This is a genomic window from Kribbella sp. VKM Ac-2566, from assembly GCF_004366005.1.
Classification (GTDB): domain Bacteria; phylum Actinomycetota; class Actinomycetes; order Propionibacteriales; family Kribbellaceae; genus Kribbella; species Kribbella pratensis.
Genome location: NZ_SODT01000008.1, coordinates 1,396,619 through 1,419,679, shown reverse-complemented (window position 1 = coordinate 1,419,679; position 23,061 = coordinate 1,396,619). Strand labels below are relative to the sequence as shown.

Annotated in this window: 27 protein-coding genes; 18 read left to right on the top strand and 9 right to left on the bottom strand. The window is 67.9% G+C overall.

Translation table 11 applies throughout. The annotated features are described in order from the left end of the window. Positions 1-29: 29 nt before the first annotated feature. From EV647_RS09740 to EV647_RS09730, 3 genes are read right to left on the bottom strand one after another with little or no spacing between them, the layout of a single operon-like run. Positions 30-1,043 (bottom strand): ABC transporter ATP-binding protein, encoded by a 1,014-nt coding sequence (locus EV647_RS09740; RefSeq protein WP_134001135.1) that lies wholly within the window; start codon positions 1,041-1,043, stop codon positions 30-32. Beyond that, positions 1,040-2,017: an ABC transporter ATP-binding protein gene (locus EV647_RS09735; protein ID WP_134001133.1), complete on the bottom strand. Its 978-nt coding sequence runs from the start codon at positions 2,015-2,017 to the stop codon at positions 1,040-1,042. The genes EV647_RS09740 and EV647_RS09735 overlap by 4 nt, the downstream gene beginning before the upstream one ends. Before the next feature lie 6 nt (positions 2,018-2,023). After that, positions 2,024-3,817, bottom strand: coding sequence for an ABC transporter substrate-binding protein (locus EV647_RS09730; RefSeq protein WP_134001131.1), 1,794 nt, complete (start codon positions 3,815-3,817; stop codon positions 2,024-2,026). A gap of 166 nt (positions 3,818-3,983) precedes the next feature. Between EV647_RS09730 and EV647_RS09725 the strand changes: the two genes are divergently transcribed. The 6 genes from EV647_RS09725 to EV647_RS09700 all read left to right on the top strand — a co-directional run bounded on the left by EV647_RS09725 (position 3,984) and on the right by EV647_RS09700 (position 10,198). Then, positions 3,984-4,667 (top strand): response regulator transcription factor, encoded by a 684-nt coding sequence (locus tag EV647_RS09725; protein ID WP_134001129.1) that lies wholly within the window; start codon positions 3,984-3,986, stop codon positions 4,665-4,667. Between the two features lie 35 nt (positions 4,668-4,702). Beyond that, complete coding sequence (locus tag EV647_RS09720) at positions 4,703-6,079, top strand: HAMP domain-containing sensor histidine kinase (RefSeq protein WP_134128563.1); 1,377 nt, start codon at positions 4,703-4,705, stop codon at positions 6,077-6,079. A 116-nt stretch (positions 6,080-6,195) separates the two neighbouring features. Further along, positions 6,196-7,806, top strand: a complete 1,611-nt coding sequence (locus tag EV647_RS09715; protein WP_134001125.1) for an ABC-F family ATP-binding cassette domain-containing protein — start codon at positions 6,196-6,198, stop codon at positions 7,804-7,806. 121 nt (positions 7,807-7,927) lie between these two features. Next, positions 7,928-8,410 carry a hypothetical protein gene (locus EV647_RS09710; RefSeq protein WP_134001123.1) on the top strand — a complete coding sequence of 161 codons (483 nt, stop codon included), beginning with the start codon at positions 7,928-7,930 and terminating at the stop codon, positions 8,408-8,410. 7 nt (positions 8,411-8,417) lie between these two features. Next, positions 8,418-9,572 (top strand): sensor histidine kinase, encoded by a 1,155-nt coding sequence (locus EV647_RS43495; protein WP_202876086.1) that lies wholly within the window; start codon positions 8,418-8,420, stop codon positions 9,570-9,572. Next, on the top strand, positions 9,569-10,198 hold the full coding sequence (locus tag EV647_RS09700) for a response regulator transcription factor (RefSeq protein WP_134001121.1): 630 nt from the start codon (positions 9,569-9,571) through the stop codon (positions 10,196-10,198). The genes EV647_RS43495 and EV647_RS09700 overlap by 4 nt, the downstream gene beginning before the upstream one ends. On the opposite strand, the gene EV647_RS09695 is transcribed toward EV647_RS09700, so the two are convergent. Next, the gene (locus EV647_RS09695; RefSeq protein WP_134001119.1) at positions 10,177-10,992 is read right to left on the bottom strand and encodes an AraC family transcriptional regulator; all 816 of its coding nucleotides are present in this window, start codon (positions 10,990-10,992) and stop codon (positions 10,177-10,179) included. The two genes, EV647_RS09700 and EV647_RS09695, sit on opposite strands and share 22 nt — an antisense overlap. A gap of 159 nt (positions 10,993-11,151) precedes the next feature. Here EV647_RS09695 and EV647_RS09690 point away from each other — a divergent pair, with 159 nt between their 5' ends. After that, the gene (locus EV647_RS09690; RefSeq protein ID WP_134001118.1) at positions 11,152-11,553 is read left to right on the top strand and encodes a helix-turn-helix transcriptional regulator; all 402 of its coding nucleotides are present in this window, start codon (positions 11,152-11,154) and stop codon (positions 11,551-11,553) included. Next, entirely contained in the window at positions 11,550-12,524 is a 975-nt protein-coding gene (locus tag EV647_RS09685; RefSeq protein WP_134001116.1) for a cation diffusion facilitator family transporter, read from the top strand. Before EV647_RS09690 ends, EV647_RS09685 begins: the two co-directional genes overlap by 4 nt. Here EV647_RS09685 and EV647_RS09680 read toward each other — a convergent pair. Then, positions 12,478-12,990: a GNAT family N-acetyltransferase gene (locus EV647_RS09680; RefSeq protein WP_134001918.1), complete on the bottom strand. Its 513-nt coding sequence runs from the start codon at positions 12,988-12,990 to the stop codon at positions 12,478-12,480. The two genes, EV647_RS09685 and EV647_RS09680, sit on opposite strands and share 47 nt — an antisense overlap. Positions 12,991-13,074: 84 nt before the next feature. On the opposite strand from EV647_RS09680, the gene EV647_RS09675 reads away from it, so the two are divergent. From EV647_RS09675 to EV647_RS09665, 3 genes are all read left to right on the top strand, one after another. After that, positions 13,075-13,362: a DUF1905 domain-containing protein gene (locus EV647_RS09675; protein WP_133787881.1), complete on the top strand. Its 288-nt coding sequence runs from the start codon at positions 13,075-13,077 to the stop codon at positions 13,360-13,362. Between the two features lie 211 nt (positions 13,363-13,573). After that, the gene (locus EV647_RS09670) at positions 13,574-13,876 is read left to right on the top strand and encodes a hypothetical protein (RefSeq protein ID WP_134001114.1); all 303 of its coding nucleotides are present in this window, start codon (positions 13,574-13,576) and stop codon (positions 13,874-13,876) included. A 29-nt stretch (positions 13,877-13,905) separates the two neighbouring features. Beyond that, entirely contained in the window at positions 13,906-15,027 is a 1,122-nt protein-coding gene (locus EV647_RS09665) for an epoxide hydrolase family protein (RefSeq protein ID WP_134001112.1), read from the top strand. On the opposite strand, the gene EV647_RS09660 is transcribed toward EV647_RS09665, so the two are convergent. Beyond that, entirely contained in the window at positions 15,017-15,964 is a 948-nt protein-coding gene (locus tag EV647_RS09660; protein ID WP_134001110.1) for a zinc-binding dehydrogenase, read from the bottom strand. The genes EV647_RS09665 and EV647_RS09660 overlap by 11 nt on opposite strands. 41 nt (positions 15,965-16,005) lie before the next feature. On the opposite strand from EV647_RS09660, the gene EV647_RS09655 reads away from it, so the two are divergent. The 3 genes from EV647_RS09655 (at position 16,006) to EV647_RS09645 (ending at position 18,315) form a co-directional block, all read left to right on the top strand. Further along, a complete protein-coding gene (locus EV647_RS09655; protein WP_134001107.1) occupies positions 16,006-16,632 on the top strand; it encodes a DUF2461 domain-containing protein in 627 nt (208 codons plus the stop codon). A gap of 300 nt (positions 16,633-16,932) precedes the next feature. Then, entirely contained in the window at positions 16,933-17,793 is an 861-nt protein-coding gene (locus EV647_RS09650) for a helix-turn-helix transcriptional regulator (RefSeq protein ID WP_134001105.1), read from the top strand. A gap of 138 nt (positions 17,794-17,931) precedes the next feature. Further along, the gene (locus EV647_RS09645) at positions 17,932-18,315 is read left to right on the top strand and encodes a hypothetical protein (protein WP_134001103.1); all 384 of its coding nucleotides are present in this window, start codon (positions 17,932-17,934) and stop codon (positions 18,313-18,315) included. A gap of 88 nt (positions 18,316-18,403) precedes the next feature. On the opposite strand, the gene EV647_RS09640 is transcribed toward EV647_RS09645, so the two are convergent. Then, positions 18,404-19,276 (bottom strand): helix-turn-helix transcriptional regulator, encoded by an 873-nt coding sequence (locus EV647_RS09640; RefSeq protein WP_134001101.1) that lies wholly within the window; start codon positions 19,274-19,276, stop codon positions 18,404-18,406. 446 nt (positions 19,277-19,722) lie between these two features. On the opposite strand from EV647_RS09640, the gene EV647_RS09635 reads away from it, so the two are divergent. Beyond that, positions 19,723-19,917, top strand: a complete 195-nt coding sequence (locus EV647_RS09635) for a hypothetical protein (RefSeq protein WP_130381785.1) — start codon at positions 19,723-19,725, stop codon at positions 19,915-19,917. Continuing rightward, complete coding sequence (locus EV647_RS09630; protein WP_238151293.1) at positions 19,914-20,132, top strand: hypothetical protein; 219 nt, start codon at positions 19,914-19,916, stop codon at positions 20,130-20,132. The genes EV647_RS09635 and EV647_RS09630 overlap by 4 nt, the downstream gene beginning before the upstream one ends. A 228-nt stretch (positions 20,133-20,360) precedes the next feature. Here EV647_RS09630 and EV647_RS09625 read toward each other — a convergent pair whose 3' ends face one another. Continuing rightward, positions 20,361-20,594, bottom strand: coding sequence for a DUF397 domain-containing protein (locus EV647_RS09625; RefSeq protein WP_131293596.1), 234 nt, complete (start codon positions 20,592-20,594; stop codon positions 20,361-20,363). 283 nt (positions 20,595-20,877) lie between these two features. Between EV647_RS09625 and EV647_RS09620 the strand changes: the two genes are divergently transcribed. Continuing rightward, positions 20,878-21,699, top strand: a complete 822-nt coding sequence (locus EV647_RS09620) for a SigB/SigF/SigG family RNA polymerase sigma factor (protein ID WP_134001099.1) — start codon at positions 20,878-20,880, stop codon at positions 21,697-21,699. Here the strand turns inward: EV647_RS09620 and EV647_RS09615 are convergent. Then, on the bottom strand, positions 21,696-22,055 hold the full coding sequence (locus EV647_RS09615) for a DUF4440 domain-containing protein (protein WP_134001097.1): 360 nt from the start codon (positions 22,053-22,055) through the stop codon (positions 21,696-21,698). The two genes, EV647_RS09620 and EV647_RS09615, sit on opposite strands and share 4 nt — an antisense overlap. 189 nt (positions 22,056-22,244) lie before the next feature. Here EV647_RS09615 and EV647_RS09610 point away from each other — a divergent pair, with 189 nt between their 5' ends. Continuing rightward, positions 22,245-23,012: a hypothetical protein gene (locus EV647_RS09610; RefSeq protein ID WP_238177119.1), complete on the top strand. Its 768-nt coding sequence runs from the start codon at positions 22,245-22,247 to the stop codon at positions 23,010-23,012. Positions 23,013-23,061: the final 49 nt, after the last annotated feature.

Here is a 23,061-nt window from a genome sequence, read left to right as displayed (position 1 = left end):
GCCGCGCCGGAGGCGTGGCATCAATACCGTCATGATGCCTTCAGGTCTGGTACGGCGGTGGAGAGGTCCTCTCCCACCGTTAACGGGTAGAAGCACGCGGTGCGATGGTCGGGCTTGTCGGTCAGGACCGGCTCGAGGACCGGTTCCTCGGCTGTGCAGTCGAGGCGCGCCTTCGGGCAGCGGGTGTGGAAACGGCACCCCGTCGGCGGGTTGGTCGCGGACGGGATGTCGCCGCCGAGGATGATCTGCTCGCGGCTGTCGGCGGTGTCCGGGTCCGCGACCGGCAGCGCCGACAGCAGGGCCCTCGTGTACGGGTGCCGGGTCTGCCCGAACAGTTCGCTGGTCGGCGCCAGTTCGACGATCTTGCCCAGGTACATCACCGCGATCCGGTCGCTCACGTGCCGGACCACGGACAGGTCGTGCGAGATGAACACGTAGGTGAGGTCGAACTCCCGCTGCAGATCCGACAGCAGGTTGATGATCTGCGCCTGGATCGACACGTCCAGTGCCGACACCGGTTCGTCGCAGATCACCAGCTTGGGCCGCAGCGCGAGCGCCCGCGCGACCCCGATCCGTTGCCGCTGGCCACCGGAGAACTCGGCCGGGAACCTGTTGTAGTGCTCGGGATTCAGCCCGACCAGCTCCATCAGCTCCTGGACCTTCTTCTGCCGCTCGTTGCCGGAGGCAATCCCATGGATCGCGAACGGATCCCCGATGATCGACCCGACCCGGCGGCGCGGGTTGAGCGAGCCGTACGGGTCCTGGAAGATCACCTGCACGTCCCTGCGCAGCGGCCGCATCGCCTTGCGCGAGAGCTTGCTGATCTCCTGGCCCTCGAACCACACCGAGCCCGACGTCACGTCGTACAGGTGTGCCATGCAACGGGCCAGCGAGGACTTGCCGCAGCCGGTCTCGCCGACCAGTCCGAGCGTCTCGCCCTTGTGCACCTCCAGCGAGACCCCGGCGACAGCCTGCACAACCTCCTTGGAGTGCGTCGGGAACTCCTTTCGTACGTCGTCCACTTTCAGAAGTACGTCGGTCATGAAGCCACCGCCTCGTTCACGTCGTGAGGGAGCCAGCACGCGGACTGATGACGTGGGTCGCCGCCCACGTCCGTCAGCGGTGGTGGTTCCGAGCACTTGTCGAACACGTGCGAGCACCGGGCCGCGAACGGGCAGCCCTTCGGCAGACTGATCAGGCTGGGCGGCGTCCCCTGGATCGGGGTCAGGCGATCACCGCTGCGTGCGGGCAGGGACGCGAGCAGACCCTGCGTGTACGGATGGTGGTTGCGGTAGAAGATGTCGCGGCGCGGCGCGCGTTCCATCACCGCACCGGCATACATGACGACAACCTCGTCGGCCATCTCGGCCACCACGCCGAGGTCGTGCGTGATCAGGATGATCGCCGTACCGAACTGCTCCTGCAGCCGGCGCATCACGTTCAGCACCTGGGCCTGGACCGTCACGTCGAGCGCGGTGGTCGGCTCGTCCGCGATCAGCAGCGCCGGGTCGAGGGCCATCGCCATCGCGATCATCACCCGTTGCCGCATCCCGCCGGAGAACTGGTGCGGGTAGTCGTCGATCCGCTCCGCTGCCCGCGGGATGCCGACCAGACTCAGCAGTTCGGCGGCACGTTTCCGGGCCGCCTGCTTGCCGATCGTCAGGTCGTGCGCCCGGATCATCTCCACGATCTGCCAGCCGACCCGGTACTGCGGATGCAGGCTGGACAGCGGGTCCTGGAAGATCATGCCGATCTGGGCGCCGCGCAGCCGCCGGACCGTCGCCGGGTCCGCGGTGATCAGGTCGGTGCCGTCGAAGTACGCCGTACCGGAGACCTTCGCGCCGCGGGTGAGGCCGGTGATGGTCTGGGTGGCGACGCTCTTGCCGGAGCCGGACTCGCCCACCACGGCGAGCGTCTGCCCGGCCTCCACGTCGAACGACAGCCCCCGGACGGCACGGACGGTACCGTCCGGGGTGTCGAAGGAGACCCGAAGATCTCTTACTTCCAGTAGGGCCATGAGGTCTTAGCCGCCCTGCTTGTCTTTGGAGAGCCAGACGTTGGTCGGGTCGTAGTTCTGCATGGACGGCACGTAGACCGCGTTGTTCACCTGCTCGGCGTGGTAGTTCGCCTGCTTGTTGCTGGTGAGCGGGAAGAACGCTGCCTGGTCCATCACCCGGGCGTCGGCCTTGGCCCACAGTTCGGCGGCCGCGTCGACCGTCGGTGCCGCGATCGCCTGCTTGATGAGCGTGTTGGTCTCCGGGTCGTTGTAGAGCCCGAAGTTGCTGCCGACCGGCGGGTACGACGGCTCACCCGAGAACAGCGGGTTGAAGAACGACAGTGCCGCGTTGCCGTACCAGTCCGCGCCCCAGCCGGCCAGCGAGACGTCCCAGACACCGCGCTTCGCGACGCTCGGCACCTGCAGGTACTTCACGTAGAAGTCCGCGTTCGGCGACGGTACGCCGACGACCGTGATGCCGACCTTGGACAGGTCCTGCTGGATCGTCTGGAAGGACTTGCTGCTGCCCTCGGTCGCGTTCCGGTAGAGGAACTTGAGCGTCAGGTGCGGGAACCCTGCCTCGGCCAGCAGTTGCTTGGCCTTGTCCGGGTTGTACGGGTACGGATCGATCTGCTTGGAGCCGGTGATCACGTCCGGCAGCACGTGCGTCAGCGGCGGGTTGAGCGTCTTGCCGCCGAGCACCTGCAGGATGTGGTCGCGGTTGATCGCGTAGCTGATCGCCTGCCGCACCTTCGGGTTCTGCATCGCCTTGTCGTTGTTCGGCGAGACGGTGTTGTAGACGACGTACGGGTTGGAGCTCGCGGTGTCGCCGATGGTCAGCTTCGGGTCCTTCTTGGCCTGCAGCGCGGGCAGCTGGGACGGCGGTGGCGCGACGTCGAACTCCATGTCGGCCGACGGCGTACCGGTCTGCAGTTGCTGCTGGATCGAGTCCTGCGTGACGGTCTCGTTGACCACGATCTTGTCGACGTACGCCTTCCGGACCGGGTCGGACGCCGGGTCCCAGTTGGGGTTGCGGGAGTACGTGATCGACTTGGTCGGCACCCACGAGTCGACCTTGTACGGGCCGTCGGACGGGAACTTGTTGCCCAGCTCGGTGCTGGCCGGCAGATACTTGAGCGACTCGACCGGCGCGGCGGAGAAGGCCGGCAGCGTCAGCATGTCGACGAAGTACGACGCCGGCTGGGTGAGGTGGAAGACGACGGTCGTGTCGTCCTTGGCCTCCACGCCGGGCAGCGGGGTCTTGTCGATGTACTCCTGGATCCCGGCGACCGTCTTCGGCGCCTTGGCGAAGCCGTCGGCGAACGCCTTGTAGCCGACGATCAGGTTCGCGAAGTCCGGGATGCCGCCGAACGGTTGCACCGGGTTGGCGGTCCGCTTGACGCCGCGGACCAGGTCGGCGGCGGTCACCTGGCGGCCGGGGGTCGTGCTCCACTTCGCTCCGGGCCGGATCTTGATCGTGTACGTCTTGCCGTCCGCGCTGATGCCGCCGTTCGCTGTGGTCGGGATCTCGGTGGCGAGATCGGCAACGGGCGTGGTGTTCTTGCCCCCGGGCTCGGCCGGGTAGGTGAACAGCTGCCGGCTCCACATCCGCAGGTTCAGGTACCCGACGGAGTAGTAGCTGATGTTGGGATCCATGTAGTCGACGTCGCCTGCCCCGAGCATGTTCAGGGTGCCGCCGCTGACCGGTGTGCCGGCACTGCCTCCGGATCCGGACGGTGTCGTGCCGCCGCTGCTGCAAGCCGCGAGCGCGATGCTCGCGACGGCGGCAAGGGATACTGCCGCCAGCCGTCTTCTGGCCATTGGTCCTCCTCCGGGACTCGATAGCGCCGAAGTTAGGACGCCCGGGCAGGCGTCGGACCGGGGTCACGGAACCGTCAAACAGATGTCAATCGGCCCCCGCCCGAACATGACGGATTCATGACAGCCGTAACCGTCATGCGGTCCGCCGGTGAGCGACACTGGAGCGGTGGCACACAGCTTGCTGCTCGTGGACGACGAGCCGCGCATCCGGCGGGTACTGCGGCTTGCCCTGGAGGACGAGGGCTACCAGGTCGCGGAGGCGGCCAACGGGTACGACGCTTTGGCCGCACTGCGCCGGGAACCGCCGGACGTGGTGCTGCTGGACCTGATGCTTCCGGACCGGGACGGTTTCGCGGTCTGCCGGGAGATCCGCCGCGCGAGCGACGTACCGGTGATCATGGTGACCGCGCGGACCGACAGTCACGACGTGGTCGCGGGCCTGGAGGCAGGGGCGGACGACTACGTGACGAAACCGCTCGTCGCCAAGGAGTTGTCGGCCCGGATCCGGGCGCTGCTGCGCCGGGTCGAGCCGGCCAGCGCGCGGCAGGCCGACCTGCTGGAGGTCGGTGACCTGCGGATCGACGTACCGGGGGCCGAGGTGACGCGGGACGGCGACGTACTGCCGCTGACCCGGACCGAGTTCAAGCTGCTTGCCGAGCTGGCCAATGCCGAGGGCAAGGTGCTGAGCCGCGAGCAGTTGCTGTCGAAGGTCTGGGGCTACGGGTATTTCGGTGACAGCCGGATCGTCGACGTACACATCCGGCGGCTGCGGCTGAAGGTCGAGCGTGACCCGGCCAGCCCGAAGCATCTCGTCACGGCCCGCGGCCTGGGCTACCGACTGGTGAGCTGACGTTGCTGGGACGGGTCACCCTCCGGGGCCGTGTGATGCTGGCGTACGGCCTGCTGGCGCTCGGGTTGTCGGCCGTGCTGTCGATCGTGACCTGGACCGTTGTCTCGGACTACCTGGTGCAGCAGCGCGAGGCGGCGGCGGAGACCATCACGGCGGACAACGGGGCGGCGTTGCGGTACGGGCTGTTCGGTCCGCCGGAGCCGTGCCGGCCCAGCCATGAGCGGGTCGAGTGCGAGACCCCGGCACTGCAGCGCGGGGTGTCCGTGATGGAGGTGATGAACAGCCTGCCGTCCACCGATGCGGCGGCCTCGATGCTCTACCTCCAGGACCATTGGTACGCGATGACCGGGAAGCCGTCCGATCTGCCGCCGGATCTGATCGAGAGCGCGATCGGCGGCACCGTGGTGCACCGGCGGATCGAGGTGGGCGGGCAGCCGGTGCTCGCGGTCGGCGTACCGATCGGGCGTCAGGGCGACGCGTTCTTCGAGTGGCATCCGCTGGGCAGCCTGGACGACACGCTGCGGCGGATGAAGATCACCCTGATCGCGGCGGCGATCGCGACCGCGCTGGTCGGGCTCGCGGTCGGACGGCTGGCGAGCACGGTGGCGCTGCGCCCGCTCGCGGAGCTGGCGCGGGTCGCGGACGCGGTCGCTCGCGGGAAGCTCGACGCGCGGTTGCCGGCGGAGGACGACAAGGATCTCGGCGGGCTGGCGCGGTCGTTCAACCAGACCGCGGCGGACCTGGAGCGACGGGTGGCGGCGGACGCCCGGTTCGCCGGCGACGTGAGTCATGAGCTGCGTACGCCGTTGATGACGATGCTGAACTCGATGCAGCTCATCCAGAACCACCGCGCCGAGCTGCCGGCCGCCGTCCGGGAACCGGTCGAACTGCTCGGTGACGACCTGGACCGTTTCCGCCGGCTGGTGATCGACCTGCTGGAGATCTCCCGCGACGACGGCGGCGACCGGGGAAGCCGGGAGATCGTGCGGATCGCCGACCTGGTCCGGGCCGCGGCCGACACGACCGCCGGGCGGGAGGTGACGGTCGTCGCGCCGGAGGCCGAGGCGCTGACGTTGCACGCGGACAAGCGCCGGCTCGAGCGGGTGATCGCGAACCTGGTCGAGAACGCCGAGGACCACGCGGGCGGCTGCAAGGGCGTGGGTGTCGAGGCGGGTGGTCTCGGCGTGATCATCACCGTCGACGACGCCGGGCCGGGCATCGCCGTCGAGGACCGGTCCCGGATCTTCGAACGGTTCGGTCGCGGCGAGACCTCGGGCCGTGGCCGGGGCGTGGGTCTGGGTCTCGCGATCGTCGCCCGCCACGTCCAGTGGCACCACGGCACGATCCAGGTCACCGACCGCCCGGGCGGCGGCGCCCGCTTCGTCGTCGAGCTCCCCGCGAAAATCAGCTGACGGATCTTGCCCGCCCCGGTTACCGTGGGCGCATGGCTACTTGCCTCTGTGTCTAGCTGGTGCACCCGCTTCTACAGGTGAGGTGTGTCCACTAGCTACCACGGAGAGTAACCATCATGATCACCGTTCGCGGTGTAGATATTCGGGTCGGTGCGCAGTTGCTGCTGACCGACATTTCGTTCAGCGTCGGCGCGGGGGACCGCGTCGGGCTCATCGGCCGTAACGGCGCCGGCAAGACGACGTTGCTGAAGACCCTGGCCGGTGAGACGCGTCCCGCGACGGGGCAGGTCACCGTGACCGGGTCGATCGGCTACCTGCCGCAGGACCCGCGGGCGGCCGATCCCGCGATCACCGTCACCGCGCGCATCCTGTCCGCGCGCGGGCTGGACGTCGCCGTACGGGAGCTCCGTGCGGCCGAGGCCGCGATGAGTACGGCCACCGGTGAGGCACAGGAGAAGGCTCAGCAGAAGGCGATGGCATCGTACGCGCGCGCCGAAGCCGCGTTCCAGGCCGGCGGCGGTTACGCGGCCGAGGCGGAAGCGGCGCGGCTCGCGGCCGGTGTCGGTCTGCCGAACCGTGCCCTCGAGCAGCCGATCGGTGAGCTGTCCGGTGGTCAGCGCCGGCGCGTCGAGCTGGCCCGGATCCTGTTCGCGCAGCACGACGTACTGCTGCTCGACGAGCCCACCAACCACCTCGACGCCGACTCGGTGTTGTGGCTGCGGCAGTTCCTGCTGGCGTACCCCGGCGGCCTGATCGTCATCAGCCACGACCGCGAGTTGCTCAAGGCAACGGTCAACCGGGTCTTCCACCTGGATCCGCAGCGGCTGACGATCGACGTCCACAACACCGGCTGGACGAAGTACCTCGAGCAGTTGGAGGTGGACGAGCGGCGGCGGAAGCGCGAGCGTGCGGTCGCCGAGCGCAAGGCCGCGGTCCTGCAGGCCCAGTCGGCGAAGATGCAGGCCGGTGCGAGTACGGCGATGGCGGCCAAGAACATGGCCCGTCGCGCGGACAGGCTGCTCGCCGGGCTGGAGCCGGTACGCCGAGCTGCACGGGTCGCCAAGATCCGGCTCCCGGCCCCTGCGCCGTCCGGCCGGACGCCGCTTGCCGCAGTCGGTCTGAAGAAGTCGTACGGCGCCTTGCAGGTCCTCAACGGTGTTGATCTGGCCGTGGACCGGGGGAGCCGGGTCGTCATCCTCGGGCTGAACGGCGCGGGTAAGACCACGCTGCTCCGGCTCCTCGCGGGCCGCGAACAGCCGGACGCCGGCCGCGTCGTACCCGGTCATGGACTGCGGCTCGGGTACTTCGCGCAGGAGCACGACACGCTGGACCTGGCCGGTACCGTACGGCAGAACCTGGCGTCCGTCGCGCCGGGGCTGACCGACGGCGAGGTCCGGAACGTGCTCGGTTCGTTCCTGTTCAGCGGTGACGACGTGGACAAGCCGGCCGGGGTCCTGTCCGGTGGCGAGAAGACCCGGCTGGCACTCGCCGGCCTGGTCCACTCGAGCGCGAACGTCCTGCTGCTCGACGAGCCGACCAACAACCTCGACCCGGCGTCCCGGGACGAGGTGCTCGGCGCGGTCGGCAGCTACCCGGGCGCGATCGTGATGGTCACGCACGACGAGGGCGCGATCGAGGCGCTCCGCCCGGACCGCGTGCTGATCCTCCCGGACGCGACCGAGGACCTGTGGTCGGACGACTACCTCGACCTGGTATCGCTGGCGTGACTCAACCCTGGGGTTGAGACCCGGTTCCACCCGGGTCTCACCTCGGGGCTGACGTTCAGTGCGTCGCTTCCAAGGAGGCTTGTCGACAACGACGAAACCTCCCTGGAAAGGAACAGCTGACATGTCGGCCGTGCTCGGAATCTTGATTGGCCTGCTGGTGCTGGTGCGGGTGATCGGCCGGCAGGTGACCGGCTCGCTCGTCACGCAGAAGTCCCTGTTCGTGATGCCGCTGATCCTGCTGGGCGTCGGCGTACTCTCGCTGTCGTCGGCCGTCCACAGCGCCTCGACCGGTGAGCTCGCGTTCCTCGCGCTCGACTGCGTCGTACTGCTCGGCTGCGGGCTCGCCCGCGGCGCGAGCATCCGGCTCACACAGACCGACGAGGGCCTGTTCCAGAAGGGCACCGTGGCGACGCTCCTGCTGTGGCTGCTGACCATCGGCCTCCGGGTCGGTGCGTCGTTCGCGTCGGCCGCGCTCTGGCCGCACGGCGGAGTCAGCAAGGCGGCGCTCGCGCTGACGATCGGCATCACGATCGGTGCCCAGAACGCGATGATCTACCGTCGCTCGCTGGCCATGAACATCCCGTTCGCAGTGCAGCGGGCATGATGAAGTCATGACGTGGACTCCAGCAGGCCTGCTGCGGGACAACTCCGTGCCGGGCCTGCTGCTGCGTGCCGTCCCCGGGGTGATCACAATCCTCTCGTTGGTCGTTGCCGCCCAGGACCACGACGACCAGAGGCTGCCGTATCCGCTGATCCTGGCGATCGGCCTGATCGTTGTCGTCAGCAACATCACGCTGTTCGCCCTCGAGTACGGCGAACCACCCGGTCTGGCCGGCTACGGCCTGCTCGTGTTCGCGGTCGCCGGATCCGTGCTCTGGTACGCGTTGCCAGGCAGCGCGATGATCGTCGTCCCGTTCTGGGTCAGCCGCGCGGCGGTCCGTTACTACCGCGCGCAGCCGCTCGAGTGGATCATCGTTGCCATCAGCATCCTTGGAGCGAGTGTTCCGCTGTACCTCACAACGCGTTCGCTGCCTGGCGCGTTCGGGGCCGCGTTCGGGGTTGTCGCGCTGACGCTTGCCGCGGTCAATCGTCGTAATCGCGAGCAGCAGTTGGAGGACCTCGAGGTGTCGCTGGCCCGGAAACAGGCCGCGATCGAGGAGCATGAGCGGGCGGCGGCGCTGGCGGAGCGGGCGCGGATCGCGCGCGACGTGCACGACGTACTCGCGCATTCCCTGGCTGGGCTGTCGTTGAGCCTGCAGGGTGCGCGGTTGATGCTCGTGCGGGACGGGGCGTCGCCGGAAGCGATCGAGCAGGTGACGCGGGCGCAGGGCCTGGCCGCGGATGGGCTGGCCGAGGCACGGCGGGCGGTTGCAGCGCTGCGGGAGGACGCGGTTCCCGATGTACGGGCGCTCGGCGATCTCGTCACGGCGTACCGGCTGGAGAGTGGCGCGGCCGCGGAGTTCGAGGTCGACGGCGCGGAGCGGGAGTTGCCGGCCGAGGTGTTGAGCACGCTGTACCGGACGTTGCAGGAAGCGCTCGCGAACACCCGCAAGCACGCGCCGGGCGCGCCGGTGCAGGTGCGACTGTCGTACGGCGACGTGGTCCGGCTGACTGTCGAGGACCGGCCGGGGCAGCGTCCGGAGCGCGCGGCGCCGGGTGGTTATGGTCTGCTCGGGATGCGTGAACGTGCCGACCTGGTCGGCGGATCGCTGGAGTCCGGCCCGACTTCGACGGGCTGGCGGGTCGAACTGAAGGTGCCTGCGTGAGTGTGCGAGTGGTGGTCGCGGACGACCAGACCGTGGTGCGTGACGGGCTGGTGACGTTGCTCAAGCTGCTGCCCGGGATCGACGTGATCGCGGCCGCGTCGGACGGTCTGGAAGCGGTCCGGCTGGTGGGCGAACACGACCCGGACGTCCTGCTCGTCGACCTGCGGATGCCGACCATGGACGGTGTGGAGGCGACCCGGCGAGTGCGGGCCGACCATCCGCGGACCGAGGTCGTCGTGCTCACGACGTACAGCGACGACGACTCGGTGCTGTCCGCACTGCGGGCCGGCGCGCTCGGGTTCCTCACCAAGGACGCGGATGCGGAGTCGATCGGGCGGGCTCTGCAGGCGGCCGCTGGCGGCCAATCGATCGTCGACGCGGACGTCCAGCGCCGGCTGGTCGAGGGAACCACCAAACGGACTGAAGCCACGGTTTCGGGGCTCACGCCGCGCGAGGTCGAAGTACTGCGGCTGATCGCCGACGGCCTGTCCAACACCGAGATCGCCCGCCACCTGGTCGTCAGCGAGGCCACCGTGAAGACGCACATCAACCACCTCTTCGCCAAAGCCAACCTCCGCGACCGAGCCCAAGCAGTCGCGTACGCCTACCGACTCGGCCTCGCCTGACGCACAGGTTCTGTGGTGTGGCCGGACTGGCGGAAGGAGGTTGGGGACATGCCTACTCTGGCGGTGAAGAGGCGGGTGAAATAGGCAGGGTCGTCGTAGCCGACGCGGCGGGCGATCGCCGCGACCGGGAGGTCCTCTTCGGCCAGGAGAACCTTCGCCTTGCTGAGCCTTGTGGTCAGGATCAGCTCGTGGGGAGTCGAGCCGGTGACGCCGCGCACCGCTTCGCGCAGTTCCTCCACGGTGAGCCCGAGCTCGTTGGCGTAGCCGCGGACGCTCATCGGTGTGCAGGCGAGGTCCGCGAGTTGAGTGGTGACCTCGTCCGACAACGGCGGTGCGGCCTGCGCGATCAGATCGAACAATGCTGCCGCGGTCTGTACGGCGTTGTGCGTCGTACAGACCCGCAGGAGCCGGGTGAAGGCGCGGTCGACCGACCGCGGATCGCTGTAGCGACAGACCGGCCGGTCCGGGTCCAGATGCCCCAATGAGGCGAGAGCCTCGGTCGCCGGACCGCCGAACAGGGTCCATGCCTGCCGCCACCGCGTCTCCGGCCGATGGCTGTGCACGACACCGGCGCGCAGCGTGAGCATCGCGGGTGCGCGCACTTCATGAAGCACGCGGTCAGGTCCGTACAGCAGGTGGCCCCGTCCTTCGCTGACCCAGACCAGGGCATGGCAGCCGAGAGCGCGTTCCGGAGTGTGGGCCGGACTGTTCTCCTTCTCGCCCGCCCCCAGACAGCAGAGTCCAAGCTGTCGTTCGGTCGCACTGGGGGTGAGGTAGATCGACCAGCTCGGCATAGCGACAAGAGTCCAACAAGTCGCCTACGGCCGTCCATTCCGTCGATCATCGCGGCCTGGCGCGAGTTCCTGTGGCCGAAGCTCGTGCTGCCGGACCGGACCAAACAGCCGCTGTCGGTGAGCTTGCGGCACGCCGGGCCGCTGCCTTACTGTCGATATATGAACAGTTCTGCAGATGTGCAGCCTGACGCCTGCAACGTCCGTCTGGTCGATCCGGAGCGGGTGGCGAGCGTCAATGCCAGGATGCCGGGCGAGGAGGACATCGCCGACACGGCCGACGTGTTCGGTCTGCTCGGCGATCCGCGGCGGCTGAAGCTGCTCGTCGCGCTGCTCGACGGGGAGCTGTGCGTCTGCGATCTCGCCGCGGTCACCGGTTTGAGCGAGTCCGCGACATCCCACGCGCTCAGGTTGCTGCGTGCGCACCGCGTGGTCGGTGTACGGCGGGACGGGCGGAACGCGTTCTACCGGCTCGACGACGCGCACGTGCGGATGCTGCTCGACCTCGCGGTCGCGCACACCGAGCACACCGAGGCCATGCATCCGGAGAGGTCGGAAGCATGAGCGCCGGCCACGGACACGGGCACGGTGTCAGCGCGGCGGCGGACCGGAAGCTGCTGAGTGGTGCGCTTGCGCTGATCGTCGGCTTCATGATCGCCGAGGTGATCGTCGGGCTCGCGGCCGGTTCGCTGGCGCTCGTCACCGACGCGGCGCACATGCTCACCGACGCGATCGCCATCGCACTAGCACTGCTAGCGATCCGGCTCGCCGCGAAGCCGCCGGCCGGTGGGTTCACGTACGGCTTCAAGCGCGTCGAGATCCTGTCCGCGCAGGCCAACGGCATCACGCTGCTGCTGCTCGCGGTGTACTTCGTGTACGAGGCCGTCAGCCGGCTGATCCATCCGCCCGAGGTCAAGGGCGCGCTGGTGCTGATCACTGGCGTCGTCGGCATCGTGGTGAACCTGTTCGCGATCTGGCTGATCAGCAAGGCGAACCGTTCCAGCCTCAACGTCGAGGGCGCGTTCCAGCACATCCTGAACGACCTGTTCGCCTTCGTCGCGACCGCGATCGCCGGTCTCGTGGTACTGCTGACCGGGTTCGCGCGCGCGGATGCGATCGCCGCGTTCGTGGTCGCCGTACTGATGCTGAAGGCCGGCGTATCCCTGGTCCGGGACTCGGGGCGGATCTTCCTCGAGGCTGCGCCGATCGCGATCGATCCGCAGTCGCTGGGCGCCGAGCTGTGCGCGGTCGAGGGCGTGGTCGAGGTGCACGACCTCCATGTCTGGGAGATCACCTCGGGCGAACCGGCCGCGTCCGCGCACGTCCTGGTCGCCGAGGGGCTCGACTGTCACCAGATCCGGATCCGGATCGAGGAAGTGCTTGCCGAGCGCCACCATCTGACGCACTCGACGCTCCAGGTCGACCACGCCACCGCCAGCCAGGGGCCGGAGCACTGCAGCGACTCACACGGCGTGGTTCACCGCGCGGTCACAGGCGCTGGACCAGCACCTGACCCAGCCAGTCCACATCATTGACCCGCGGTACGGCGAACTCGGCGTCCCGCGTGAACCCTTGCTTCTCGTAGTAGCGGACCAGTGCCCCGTCGCCCCCGGCGAAGCAGTCCACCCGCAGCATCCGCGCGCCGTCCTCGCGGGCCAGCCTGCGGGCATGCTCGAGCAGGATCCCGCCCAAGTCTTGCCCGGCGGACAGGCGGTCGGTCACGAGCAGCCGCACGTACAGCTCCGGCTCGGTTGCCGGCGGCACGTAGTCGAGGGCGGCCCCGACAGCGAGTGCCCCGACCACTCGGCCGTCCGTCTCGCCCACCCACAGTCCGCCGTCGTCGGCGAAGCTGGTGATCTGCTCGACCCGCCGCGGGCTCGTCGAGTGGGCCGCCGTACCCCACTGGTCGGTCCGCCCGCGGGCCACCAACCACTCGGTCGCCCCGTCGAGGAGCGCCAGCACCGCCGGTACGTCGTCCCGCCCGGCCCGGCGGATCGTCATCTGCACATTTCCCAGAATAGGTTGGCAGGAGATGTCGAAACGCCGTTCGCAGTCTCTACCTAGGTGTGTAGAGAGGAGCTCACCGTGAGCAAGAAGACCGGAAAGCTGGACAAGACCTTCACCGCGCCGCTGCTGAAGAGCGACGCCAAGGGCGGCTGGACCTACGTGCAGATGCCGGACTCGGCGGCCTACTTCGGGACGCGCGGACTGGTCAAGGTGCGCGGCACGATGGACGGCCACCCGTTCGAGAGCTCGTTCATGGCGCTCGGTGACGGGACCCACAAACTGCCCGTCAAGGGCGAGCTGCGGACGCTGCTCGGCAAGCAGCCGGGGGACGAGATCACTGTGTATCTGGAGGAACGTCTCGGTTGAGAGTGCCTTCCTTCTGAACTGCACCGTCATTTGATCTGAGATCACCGTCACAGCCGGTCATGTTCTGAGTAAGGTCTCTGTGAAGAATCGATCCTGACCGGCTGCTCGGGTGGGGATCATCGCGGGCCGGACCGTACCGTCGATCCCTGGGTGGTCCGACGACGTCAGGAGTGATCGAAGTGCAACGGGGCTCACGGGGCGTGCGATCGGCATGCCCGTATCCAGCGGATCCGGTCTGACCGTGATCTCGCTGAACAGGATTCTCGGCGCGGCCGGGCTGGTGCTGCTGGCCGGCGGCGCGCTGCTCGGGTTCCGGTCGGTCTCGGCGAGTGGGACCGACTGCGGTTCCGCGTTCCGGCCGGCGGCCGGGATCACGCCGATGGCCTGCGACAACGCACTGAACGGCGCCAGCACGCTGACCACCGTCGTGATGAGCGCCGGCGTGCTGTGCCTGATCGCCGCCGTCGCGGTCAAGGTGATCCGCGACCGCACCCAGGAGAAAATCACCGCCTGACCGGCCACCATCTATGTCAGAGTGCCGCGGTGACGATCGAACCGTTTCGGCTGGATGTGCCGGAGAGTGAGCTGGACGACCTGCGCCGGCGGCTGGACGTGGTGCGTTGGCCCTCGGAGATGCCAGGGGCCGGTTGGTCCCGCGGCGTACCGCTGGACTACCTGCGGGAACTGGTCGGCTATTGGCGGAACGGTTACGACTGGCGGGCTGCCGAGGCGCGGCTGAACGCGTGGCCGCAGTACACAACGGTCATCGACGGGGCGGTCGTCCACTTCGCCCACCTCCGCTCGTCGTCGCCGGACGCGATCCCGCTCGTCCTCACGCACGGCTGGCCGGGCTCGATCGTCGAGTTCACCTTCGTCGCCGAGTTGCTGAGCGACTTCCACCTGATCCTCCCGACCATCCCGGGCTTCACCCTGTCCGGCCCGACCACCGAGCCCGGGTGGGAGTTCAAGCGCGTCGCGCGGGCGTGGACCGAGCTGGTCACGCGGCTCGGATACCAGCGGTACGGCGTGCAAGGCGGCGACTGGGGTTCGGCGATCTCCCGTGAAGTCGGGCGGATCGATCCCGAGCGCGTGATCGGCGTACATCTCAACCTCATCCCCGGCGCGGGCGCGACCTCCGAACCGACCTTCGAGGAACTCGCGCCCCTGGATGCAGAGGAGCGCGAACGGACCTGGGCGTCGTGGCACCGGCAGCGAGAGTTCGCGACGGAGCAGCAGGGGTACGCCGATCTGCAGTCGACCCGCCCGCAGACGCTGGCCTACGCGCTGACCGACTCGCCGGTCGGGCAGCTGGCGTGGATCGCGGAGAAGTTCGCGACCTGGTCGGATTCGCCTGTCGACCGGGACCTGCTCCTCACCAATGTCATGCTCTACTGGCTGACGAGGACCGGCGGATCGTCCGGCGCGATCTACTACGAGCGCGCCCACGCGTCGTACTGGGGTCAGCCGGCCGAGCCGTCGCGGACGCCCACCGCGCTCCTCGATCTGGCGCACGAGAACTTCATCCCGCTGCGGCACAAGGTCGCCCACACCGACAACATCGTCCGCTGGACCAGCCACCCGCACGGCGGTCACTTCGCCGCACTCGAACAGCCCGAGGTGCTGGCCGCCGACATCCGTGCCTTCTTTGCGGCTCTCACGGCTTGAGTATGAGTTTGCCGGTAGTCCGGCGGGCTAGCAGATCCTCGTGTGAACGGCGGGCGTCCTCCAGCGGGTACTCGGCGCCGACCAGCGGGCGGAGTTTGCCGGCGGCAGTGAGGGCGAGCAGCTCGGTCAGCGGTTCGACGTACCCGCCAGGCTCGTCCATCGCGGGCACCAGCCAGAAGCCGGCCACCGAAAGGTTGCGTTGGGCAAGCGCACTCGGGTCGATGCTGGGCCGGCCCTCCCGGCCGGCGTTGCCGTAGTTGACCAGGCGGCCGAAGCCGTTGAGTGTTTCCAGTCCGGCCAGCATCGTCGGGCCGCCCGTCGAGTCCAGTACGACGTCCACACCGTCGGTCACCTCCCGGATCCGGTCCGCGTAGCCGTCCGCATTGTTGTCCACAGCAACATCCGCGCCGAGCTCCAGTGCCAGGTCCCGCTTCGCCGCGGTCGACGCCGTCGCGATGACCAGGCCGGCCCCGAAGTGCTTGGCGAGTTGCACCGCGATCGATCCGACACCGCCGGCAGCCGCGTTCACCAGCACGGTCTCGCCCGCGCGCAGCCGGGTGCTGTTCCTCAGTACGTGCCAGGCCGTCAGTCCTTGGATGAGCAGCGCGAGCGCCTGCCCGTCGCTGACCTCCTCCGGTACGTCGACCGCGCGGGACGCCGGCGCGACGGCATACTCGGCGTACCCTCCACCCGTCTCGAGGATGGGGGAGAGGACGCGGCGGCCGGTCCCGGTACGGCCGACGATCTCGACACCGGGGACGAACGGGAGCGTGACGCCGCCGCGGTACGAGCCGTCGGTGCGATGGGTGTCGGCGAAGTTCACGCCGGCCGCGCCGACCTCGACGAGCAACTGGCCGGGGCCCGCGACCGGTGGTTCGAGCTCGGTCGGTACGAGTACCTCGGGGCCGCCGAACCGGGTGACCTGGATCGCGCGCATGGGGTGTCTGTCCGATCTGCCGGGCGAACTATCGTGACCCCATGAGTTTTACCGGTTTTCCGGCTGCGGCGCTGGACTTCTACGACGATCTCGAAATGGACAACACCAAGACCTTCTGGACGGAGCACAAGCACGTCTACCAGGAGTCGGTCCGGGCGCCGATGGCCGCGCTGCTGGCAGAGCTCGAGGAGGAGTTCGGTACGGCGAAACTGTTCCGCCCGTACCGCGACGTGCGGTTCGCCAAGGACAAGACGCCGTACAAGACCCACCAGGGCGCCTTCATCGACGTCGCCCCTGCCACCGGGTGGTACGTGCAGGTCTCTGCACCCGGCGTACGGGTCGCGGCCGGTTTCTACGAGGCGTCGTCCGAGCGTCTGGCCCGCGTCCGCACCGCCATCGACGACGACCGCCGCGGCAAACAGCTCGAGAAGATCCTCGCCAAGCTGGTGAAGGCCGGCTGGACCGTAGGCGGCGACAAACTCAAAACCAGCCCCCGAGGCTACGACCCCGACCACCCCCGCATCGACCTACTCCGCCACAAATCCCTCACCGTCAGCAAGAACTACGGCTTCGAACCCGTAATCCACACCCCGGACCTAACCACCCAAGTCCGAAAAGACTGGCGAGCCACCCAACCCCTCATCCAGTGGCTGACAGACAACACCTGACAGGTGCTGTCTGCGGCGGAAGGTGTCGTTGAGGCGTTCCCACAGCCGCGTCCACCATCGTCGGTGTCGCTGCCCCTTCACGAGTTCGCGGCATCCGCGCAGGCCGGATCGTTCGTGGCGTGTGATGGCCAGCGCCCACATGCCGAGGCCATGACACGACCGTACGGAGCGTAATGGCTCTTGTACCATACGAATCTAGGTACACGTAATGCTGTGGATCTGGGATTCATGGTTAGTGGATCGGTCGTTTTGCTCAGACTGCGTACCTTCGCGACCGCGAAAACGAGAGGTTGTGGATAAATGCCGAGACCAGCCGGTCCGCCGACCGTTCGGCTTCGGCGACTCGCGGCCGAGCTTCGAACCCTGCGCTCGGAGGCGGGCCTGACCCGCGAGCTGGTCCAGGAACGCACCGGTGTCAACCAGGGCACTCTCTGGCGCATCGAGAAGGGCCAGGCCAAGCCGCACACCGGCACCCTCGAGACCCTGTTCGACCTGTACGGCGTGCCTGAAGCACGGCGTACCGAACTGATCGAACTGACCAGGGGCGCGAAGCATCCAGGCTGGCTTCGCCAGTTCACGGACGTGATACCTCAGGGCTACGCCGCCTACATCAGTTTCGAGTCGGAAGCGAAGATCGCACACAACTACGAGTCGCTGTACATCCCTGGCCTCCTCCAGACAGAGGAGTACGCCCGGGCCGCGGTCCGCGACGGCCTGCCGATGGCGGCCGAGGAGATCGAGCGGAACGTGGAGACCAGAATGGAGCGCCAGGTCGTTCTGGGCCGGAAGCGGGAGGAACGAGAGCCGCTGGAGTTCTGGGCTGTAGTTGATGAGGCGGCATTGCGCCGGGAGGTAGGCGGCCCTGCTGTCATGCGCGCGCAGCTCGGACGGCTGCTGGAGGTCAGCGAGCGACCGAACATCACGCTCCAGGTGCTCCCCTTCGATCGGGGCGCGCATCCGGGCATGACCGGCGCATTCGTCCGGCTCAACTTCGGACCCGTGGCGCCGGACGTCGTCTATGTGGAGAGCCTCGCCGGCGACATCTTCCTGGAAACGGAAGCCGAGATCGATCGCTACAGCATGGTGTTCGATCACTTGCGTGCCGGTGCCCTCAGCCCACGCGACACCAGTGCGTTCATCGCCACGCTGATCGCTCAATAAGCGCGGCACCGTTATCCACAACCTCGCGTTCAAGCTGTACGCCGGTACCGCGCCGAGCTGAAACGCGCTCCGAAAGGGACCTGCCGACCGCTCAGATTCGTATGGTGCGCCACCGCGCGCTGTCCGTACGGTCGTTGCGTGGCAACCACAGAGGTGAACCCGGCGCGCCGGCCCGGCTTCGACCACGGGGGCGGGGCCGAACCGGCAGTGCAACGCACCTTGTTCTGCTATGCGCACGAGCGCCTCACCCGCACACTGCGCGACCTCGCCGAGCTGCAGGAGGCCGCCTACGCGGAGGCCATCGAGCGCGGATACCAACTTGGTCCGCTCTTCGTCGAAGAGGACAGCTCCGGCCAGGCGATGCAGACGCTCATCGATGCGGTGTTGCTCGAAATCGGTGGCGCTGCCGTCGCTCTACCGCACCGCGGGCACCTGATCCCGCTCGGCGGGCCGCGGGAGTGGCAGCAACTGCTCGAAGAGCTGACCGGCCATCCCATCGTCTTCATCAGCCGCATCCCATGATCGGCGGGGCGGGCATGCTGGACCCTGTCGCCCGTGCTCGTCCCGCTCTCCACAGCGCCCGCACCAGTTGACCAGGGCCAACTGGGGGTCAGCTCTCGAAGTCCTTCTTGATGTTTGTGAGGATGTCGCGGGTTTTGTTGGGGGGTGGGGCTGCGACGCAGAGGGCTTCCATGGTGGCCGTGTACTGGTCGAGGTCCTCGAGTTTGTCCAGGTACAGGGCGCTGCTGAGGTGCTCGATGTAGACCATGTCCGGGAGGTCCTGCTCCGGGAAACGCAAAATACTGTAGGCGCCGCCGGTGGCTGCGTGGCCGCCGACGTTGAACGGCATCACCTGCAGCGTGACGTTCGGGTACTGCGACGCCTCGAGCAGGTGGTCGAGCTGCGCGATCATCGCCTTGACGCCACCGATCGGCCGACGGAGCACCGCCTCGTCGACGACCGCCCAGATCCGGACAGGCTCCGGACGGGTCAGGATGCTCTGCCGGCTGGTTCGCAGCGCGACCCGCCGTTCGACCTCCTCAGCCGGAATCAGCCCGCGGCCCAACTGGATCACGGCGCGGATGTAGTCGGGGGTCTGCAGCAGGCCAGGTACGAACTGCAGTTCGTAGACACGGATCAGCTGCGCCGCGGCCTCGAGGTCCAGATAAGAATGGAACCAGCTCGGGAGTACGTCGCCGTACCGGTGCCACCATCCGGGGTTGTTGGCCTCGCGGGTCAGAGCGAGGAGGCGTTCGCGCTCTTCCTCGTCGTCGACGCCGTACAGAGTAAGAAGGTCACGGACGTCGCGCTCCTTGAGGCCGACGCGGCCGAGTTCCATCCGGCTGACCTTGGACTCCGACGACCGGATCTCCCACCCCGCGTCGGATCTGCTGATCCCTGCTGCCACCCGCATCCGGCGAAGATGCCCGCCGAGAATGATGCGCAGCGCGGTCGGCCCGCTCTGCGCGCCCGACTCGGTCACACCCACCTCCCAGCGGCCCCAGCGGTCTTCATCGGCAACCTCATCCGCAGGGGCACATCATCGCATGCCCGAGCGCTGATCTGCCGGAGTTCTTACAAAAGAGCGTCGAATCCGCATCGACGATCACGGAGCGTAAGCCTAGCCGAACAGGGTCTAGCTTCTTTGCCAGCACATACTAGTCCGCCCGACGGGCGTCGAACACCGTTCGCCGGCGGTCGATCCAGTCTCAATCAGGCGGAAAGTGGCCCGATCTGGTCTCGAAATGGAAAACGTGCGGATGCACGTGCATCGGGCGCTTGCATTCGCCGCGTGCCGACGCCATGATTGATTCATGCACAGAAGGTGAGCTGGCTCTCGCGAAAAGTGACATCGCGTGATCCGGCAGGCCGGTCCTACAGACCGCCGACGGCCCCCCGTTGGCATGACTGGTTGGGGAACCCGAGTCGATGAACGACGACGACAGTGAGGTTGTGGAGCAGACCGCCGCGATGGCAGGCGGACGTGCGCCCGAGGAGCTGACGGAGCGGGAGATCCAGGACCTGGTCGCGCGTTGCCCCGAGCAACAGCGCTGGGCCTTCGAGGGCTGGTTGCGCGGCGTCCGCCAACTCGACGGCGACCCGATCGTGAGCCTGGCCCCATGACCACCGACAGAGCAACAGGAGGACGGAAGATGGTGCGGATCTGGCTGGGCGACCACCTGATCGCCGAGTACGTCGCCGAGCCGGACCGCGCGTCGCGGTATCAGCGCGTGATGACGCCGAAGTTCACCGGATTGCGAATCACCGTTGACAATGCGGCGACGGGGAAGGCTTCCGAGCTGCCGAGCGAGCAGCTCTGGCCGCTCACCGTCCAGTAGACCGAACCCGCCCCTCGGGCAACGCCAGGGCCGACTCTCTTCTGAGGGTCGGTCCTGGCGTTTTTCGTACGTCGAGTGATCGCGCGGTACGGCGTCGGCCGGCCGTCGTTCGATGTCGTCCGCCGGGTCGTCGTACCGATGTTCTCAGAGCACAGGAAAGGGCCCCTTCGTCACTCGCCTGGCGAAGGGGCCCTTGCTTCTGAGTTGCCCTGTGTTACTGGTTCTTGCTCAGATCAGGTAGCCGAACTCGCCGTCCTGAACGCCACCGAGGAATGCCTCGATCTCTGCCTTCGTGAACACCAATGCCGGACCGTCGGTGAAGCGCGAGTTACGCACCGCCACACCGCCGTCCGGAAGCTTCGCTACCTCGACGCAGTTGCCTTGAGGGCCGCTGCGCTGGCTCTTGCGCCAGATCAGCTCGCTGTTCGAGTCGCCGGGCATGCCGTTGTAGATCGCAGTCATCAGCTGCACCTTCCGTACGTCCTTGGCATATGCACGTGCATTTGGGCTTGCATCTGCATCGTACACACTTTTGGCTCGTGTGTCCGCTTCCTTACGTCCTGTGATCTTTACGTGGTCAAACGAGCGTTGGCTCATCGATTTCGGTCGCGATCGGTGACCGTTTCGACGGCTTCAGCATCGGCATGCATGAGTTCCGAGAATGTGGGGTACGACTTCTCTTGTAGGCATGACCGTGGTTCAGCGAAGTGCCACGCCGTGACGAGACAGTCGCGAGGTCATACCAATGGTTACGAGCACCATCGAGCGGGATTCCACCCGCAGCGGCGCCCCGACCGATCGGGCCGCCCGTGAAGCAGCCACCCGGGAACTGATGGAACGCCGGGCCGCGAGCACCTCCGAAGACGAGCGGCAAGAACTTCTCGAACAGGTCGTCGAACTCAACCTGGAAATGGCCAAGGGCATCGCGCGCCGCTTCCGCGGGCGGGGCGCCGAGGCCGACGACTTGGAGCAGGTCGCTTATCTAGGGCTGGTGAAAGCAGCCCATCACTACCGGCTGGAGGCGGACACCCCGTTCATCGGGTTCGCGATCCCGACCATCCGCGGCGAGGTGAAGCGGTACTTCCGCGACTGCGCCTGGACGGTCCGGATCCCGCGCCGGCTCCAAGAGATGCAGGGCACGATCGCGAGCAAGCTGCCGGAGCTGGAGCAGCAGCTGAACCGCGAACCGACACCGGCCGAACTGGCCGACCACCTCGAGGTCGAGGTGACCGAGGTCGAGCAGGCGCTCGCTGCGCGCGGCTGCTTCAACGTGCTGTCGCTCGACCGGCCCGCCGAGGCCGACGCGGAGCTCACGCTCGCGGATGTCGTTGCCGATGACGACGATGCGAGCATCGATCAGCTGGAGACGGTCGAGATGCTGGAGCCGGTACTGGCCGACCTCGGCGACCGGGACCGCCGCATCCTGCAACTGCGCTTCGTCGAAGGCTGGACCCAGTCGGAGATCGGCGAGGACATCGGCGTCAGCCAGATGCAGGTCTCGCGGGTCCTCCGCCGGATCCTCACCGACCTCCGCGAAAAGCTGGCCCCGGTCCAGACAGCGGCCTAATCGTCAGCTGCAGGAGTGCCCTGGTGGTAGTACAGGCGCCAGGTGCCGTCGGTCCGTCGCCAGATCGAACTGCGGCGGACCGGCGTACCGCCTGTACGTCGGGACACGTAGGTGACATGTACGAGGTCGTCGGCCAGCCGAACGCCGGCGACCTCGGTCGCCTCGATCGGGTCCGCGTCGGTGATCTCCCCGGACGCCAACGCGGCAACGATCGCCGCCCGGTCCCACAGCCGGCCGGATGCGCCGACCTCGACGAACTCCGGATCCAGCAGTACGTCGACCTCGGCCGACCCTCGCACCTCCGGTAGCAACAACCGCAACTCCGCCTCGACCGCAACCCGTACCTCGTCGTCCACGGACCGACCTTACGACGCCCACGTGGACCGCCAGGCCATCACAATCAGCCGACTGGCGTCGCGCTGAGCGTGCGTGCCTCGGTGGCGACTCGATTGTGATGGCTCGGCGATCCGCGACTCGCTGCCGGGGCATCTCACTGAGGGTGGTGGCGGGACTGCACAATGGGGGGAGGACGAGGGGATGAGTCGTTGCTGTTGGCCTTGCGGATGTTCAAGACCGTGCCCGCGGACGCGGTCGCGGTACTGCGCGCGTATCCGCCGATGGTGGTGTGCTTCGCCGCCGCGCTGACCGGCACCGCGGTGGTGTTCGACATCTTCTATCTCGTCGCGAGCCCGGGACTCACGCTCGCGCTTGTCTATACAGTGCCCGTTCTCGCCGGATTGATCGCCGGGCTGGTCGCGGCAGCCGACGACGTCGGGCTCGAGCGCGGCGTACTGCTCCGGACGGTCGGCCTGGCCGTTGCCCTCGGCATCACCAACGCGATCGTCGTCGCGATGATCGCCGCGATGGTCCGCACCGATCCGTCGAACTGGTCGTCCGGTGGCCAGTCGGTACTGTTCGCCGCCTGCACGGTGCTCGCGGTCGCCGTCTCGATCGTTGCCTGCCGCAAACTGATCGATGCGCTCGGCATCGAGTTGAGCACCCGCCTCCCACATCGCCGGCCGCCTCGCAACCCGCTCGCCGCTCCCGCGGTAGCGAAGGTCCAGCCCCGAGCGAGCAAGGAGTCGGCGGCCCGCGCCAAGCCCGCCCCACCCGCCGCGCCGCCGGCACCTGCCCCGCCTGCCGTCGATGAGGAGGAGACCATCCCGGTCTTCGTCCCACCACCCCCGAAGGTCGTCGACCTCGACGAGGCCCGCCCGGTCACTCCCTCGGGCCCGGTCACTCCTCACACGCCACGCCCCCGCCGTACGACAACCCGCCGCCCCAACAAACCCGGCCGCCGCCCCGGCACCTGACCCCGGGCGAAGCGACCGCACCGCGCGGACGCTAGCTGGAGCTGCAAGA